The following is a 3,848-nucleotide window of genomic DNA, read 5'->3' as shown; positions in this document are numbered from 1 at the left end:
TTCCACAGTAGCTCAGTGGTAGAGCTATCGGCTGTTAACCGATCGGTCGCAGGTTCGAATCCTGCCTGTGGAGCCATGCTTCCATAGCTCAGTCGGTAGAGCACTTCCATGGTAAGGAAGGGGTCAGCGGTTCAAGTCCGCTTGGAAGCTCCAGGAATACATATACAAACAATAAGAAATCGCAATATAAAATAGTAACGTCTATTTTACTTAAATTATAAGTAAGATAGACGTTTTTTAGTGTTGGTTTCACAAAGCAAAAAAATCTACTAAATTCGCCCATTTCAAACCTAAGGGCATTAATTTTAAACAAACGTTTAATTAAATCAATTCTTGTATTAGTCCAATTTCCTAAGGCAGATCTCAGAACACTGTAAGAAAGAAAGCAAAGGCAATAGCCTTTGCTTTCTTTTGAAGGAGGTACCATGTGCCAAAGAAGCATGAGCTGAAATGATGAGTTAAACCTTAATAGTAAGGTCTAACAAATGCTGTTCCAACGATAATTAATAAGATGAACAGCACAACGATTAACGCAAAACCACCAGTGTGGTGCCCGTGTCCGTATGACATGAAAGCTCCCCTCCTTTGATAATTATTAATTATTCACGAGTATCTCTACTCGTACTAACAAGGTATGCGTCAAAAGTAAAAATGTATAGGACAAGTGAGGAATTTAATATAATTTTAGTAATCTCCGCTATTTGCTTAATTGACAGGTAACCCTCTATTTATTTCTCTCTGTTTCTTCTCACCAACTTATATTCTCTACCTACTTGTCGCATTTTCTATAAAGCTAGCTCTCATAAGAGGTTGAATGTATTGGGAATGTTAAATAACCCTGTAGGTCGTTTTATTACTGAGGTCCCCTCTGTTTAATACCCGTTTTGAGGATACGTATAGAGGAGGGAGAGCATTGAAGAAACGGGAGCATTTAATTAAACCAGTGTTAGATAAGATGTATCCGACAATTATGGATGGCCAAGGAATCTACTTATACGATCAGGATGGTAACGAGTATATTGATGGATCTTCTGGAGCTGTGACAGCCAGTATTGGTCATGGTGTTGATGAAATTATTAAAGAGATGACGAAGCAAGCAGAGAAAATATCATTTGTGTATCGCTCCCAATTTACAAATGAACCTGCAGAAGAGCTTGCTCAGAAGTTAAGTCAACTCTCACCCGGGGATTTAAACTGGTCTTTCTTTGTGAATAGTGGATCAGAGGCTACCGAAACAGCATTCAAAATTGCGATTCAATATTGGCAGGAACGTGGAATTTATACCAAAACCAAAGTTATATCACGTTGGATGAGCTACCATGGGATTACTCTTGGAGCACTATCAATGTCGGGACATCATGCACGTAGGAAAAGGTTTACCCCATTACTGGAGGAGTCACCAATTGTTTCTCCTCCTTATTGTTATCATTGCCCCCTCAAGCGAACGTTTCCGGATTGTGGACTTTTGTGTGCTCAAGAATTAGAGCAAGTGATTCGGCGTATTGGTAGTGAACAGATTGCGGCCTTTATTGCCGAGCCAATCATTGGTGCTGCTGGAGGAGCTATCACTGCACCTGATGGTTATTATGCTGAAATTAAAGATATTTGTGAACGTAACGATATTTTATTCATTGCTGATGAAGTAATGACCGGGTTTGGACGTACTGGTAAAATGTTTGCGATTGATCACTGGGGTGTTGCCCCAGACATCCTTGCGATTGGTAAAGGGATGGGAGCTGGTTACACCCCTATTGCTGCTACCCTTGTAAGCGATAGGATTATTGAGGAGATCCTAACTGGTTCAAAATCGATTATGAGTGGCCACACGTATAGTGCGAATCCACAATCAGCCGCAATTGCTTTAGCTGTATTGAAGTATATTGAAAGGAATAATCTTATAACCCATGCGAATGAAGTGGGCACATACTTAATGTCGGAGGTGAAACGACTAGCAACTACTCATTCGATTATTGGTGATGTTCGCGGGAAGGGGCTATTAATCGGAATTGAATTTATCTGCCCTTACAGCGGTCAACGTCATGATGGAAATCATGTAACAGAGTATATTGTCGAAACAGCCATGAAACAAGGCTTGCTCCTTTATCCAGCGGCGGCAGGTAGTGAGGGGATAGACGGAAGTGCGGTTTTACTAGCACCACCACTTACGATAACAAAGACAGAGGTTGATTTATTGGTTAAACGACTTGAAATGACCGTGGTGATTGTACAAAGGTGGATGCATAAAAAAGGTATTGTGTAAACAAAGGGAACGTTAGAAGAAAGGCGTGGTGGCATGAAGGGAATCAAGGATAGGATTCATGATTGGTTACGTCTAAATCAGAATCAAGGTATTCATCTTTTGCAGCAACTCGTGCAAATTCCGAGTACACAGGGGTATGAAAAATTAGTTCAGGAGCTTGTAGCAAAAAAGCTTTCAAGTCTTGATTTCGATGTAACCGTCTGGGAGCTAGATGGAGAAAAGTTGGTGAAACACCCTTACTTCTTTTCTTCTCGTCAGACGTTTACAGGTAGTCCGAATGTTGCTGGGGTTCGAAAAGGTATTGGAAACGGAAGATCGATCGTACTTAATGGTCATGTCGATGTCGTACCTTCCGGGGATAGAAGGCAGTGGAAGCTTGATCCTTATTGTGCTGAAGTGATTGATGGGAAATTGTATGGTAGAGGAGCGACAGATATGAAAGGTGGGAATGTCGCACTGATCCTTGCTGTTGAAGCTTTACAGTCATTAAAAATTCGATTAAAAGGAGATATTGTTTTTCACAGTGTCATAGAGGAAGAAAGTGGTGGAGCAGGTACACTGGATGCTGTATTGCAAGGCTACACAGCTGACGCAGCCATTATTCCGGAACCGACGAACTTAAAAATCTTTCCGAAACAACAAGGTTCGAAGTGGTTTCGGCTGTTTGTAAAGGGGCGAACAGCCCATGGAGGAACACGTTATCATGGTGTGAGTGCAATCGAAAAAAGTTATATGGTATTCCAACATATTGAACAGTTAGAAAAGCTCCGTAACGCTCGCGTTGATGACCCGCTTTATGAGCAAATTCCGATCCCTCTCCCGATTAACATAGGGAAAATCGAAGGTGGTGATTGGCCTTCATCTGTAGCAGATGTTGTAAAAATGGAAGGTAGAATTGGAATTGCACCAAATGAAACAATAGCAGAGGTACAGCAGGAGCTTGAACAATGGATTGAAAAGTTAGCAACAATTGATCCATGGTTTGCAGATCATCCAGTTGAAGTTGAGTGGTTTGGTGCTAGGTGGTTGCCAGGGGAAATAGAAAACGATCACCCCTTCATGCACGTGTTAACTGAGAAGTACGAGGATGTCGTAGGAAAAAAGCCAACCATTGAAGCCTCACCTTGGGGAACCGATGGAGGTTTACTCACGCAAGTAGGAAAAGTCCCTTCAGTCGTTTTTGGTCCCGGCGTTACAGAAATGGCACATTATCCAAATGAATACATTGAAATCGAAAACATACTTCAGGTTGCTGAAATTATTGCGCTAACTTTAATTGAGTGGTGTGGATTAGAAGAGGGTCTGTAATTAAAGAGTCTTTCGACTGCCTGTGGTGCTTTTGATTCGTTATTCGTAGCACCACAGGACCGATTAAAGCTGATTGGATCACGGTTATTATGGTTTTGTTTTCAGAAAATAATTAAATTGAAATTAGGGGTTGCATTTATATTATAACCTGGTCTATAATATATTTTGTCAGCGAGAGAGGGACAAGCACAAAAATTTCTAACGTTGGCCCGTTGGTCAAGTGGTTAAGACACCGCCCTTTCACGGCGGTAACACGGGTTCGAATCCCGTACGGGTCACC

3 protein-coding genes and 3 tRNA genes are annotated in these 3,848 nt (G+C 41.5%); 5 read left to right on the top strand and 1 reads right to left on the bottom strand.

Annotation, left to right across the window (positions count from 1 at the left end):
- The first annotated feature begins 1 nt into the window (after position 1).
- Positions 2 to 76 (top strand) — tRNA-Asn (locus KH400_RS20640).
- A 1-nt stretch (position 77) separates the two neighbouring features.
- Positions 78 to 153 (top strand) — tRNA-Thr (locus KH400_RS20635).
- 312 nt (positions 154 to 465) lie between these two features.
- Here KH400_RS20635 and KH400_RS20630 read toward each other — a convergent pair.
- A complete protein-coding gene (locus KH400_RS20630; RefSeq protein ID WP_217227864.1) occupies positions 466 to 570 on the bottom strand; it encodes a YjcZ family sporulation protein in 105 nt (34 codons plus the stop codon).
- 385 nt (positions 571 to 955) lie between these two features.
- Here KH400_RS20630 and KH400_RS20625 point away from each other — a divergent pair, with 385 nt between their 5' ends.
- The 3 genes from KH400_RS20625 to KH400_RS20615 all read left to right on the top strand — a co-directional run bounded on the left by KH400_RS20625 (position 956) and on the right by KH400_RS20615 (position 3,846).
- Entirely contained in the window at positions 956 to 2,260 is a 1,305-nt protein-coding gene (locus KH400_RS20625; protein WP_217227866.1) for an aspartate aminotransferase family protein, read from the top strand.
- Positions 2,261 to 2,293: 33 nt separating this feature from the next.
- The gene (locus KH400_RS20620) at positions 2,294 to 3,568 is read left to right on the top strand and encodes a peptidase (RefSeq protein ID WP_217227862.1); all 1,275 of its coding nucleotides are present in this window, start codon (positions 2,294 to 2,296) and stop codon (positions 3,566 to 3,568) included.
- Between the two features lie 206 nt (positions 3,569 to 3,774).
- A tRNA-Glu gene (locus KH400_RS20615) sits at positions 3,775 to 3,846 on the top strand.
- The last annotated feature ends 2 nt before the right edge of the window (positions 3,847 to 3,848 follow it).

The organism is Desertibacillus haloalkaliphilus, from assembly GCF_019039105.1.
GTDB lineage: Bacteria > Bacillota > Bacilli > Bacillales > KJ1-10-99 > Desertibacillus > Desertibacillus haloalkaliphilus.
This window is presented reverse-complemented; position numbering and strand designations above follow the sequence as displayed.

Excerpts from the sequence above, each read along its gene's own strand:
- KH400_RS20620 (WP_217227862.1), top strand. The coding sequence starts at position 2,294 with ATGAAGGGAATCAAGGATAGGATTCATGATTGGTTACGTCTAAATCAG.
- KH400_RS20630 (WP_217227864.1), bottom strand. The coding sequence starts at position 570 with ATGTCATACGGACACGGGCACCACACTGGTGGTTTTGCGTTAATCGTT.
- KH400_RS20625 (WP_217227866.1), top strand. The coding sequence starts at position 956 with ATGTATCCGACAATTATGGATGGCCAAGGAATCTACTTATACGATCAG.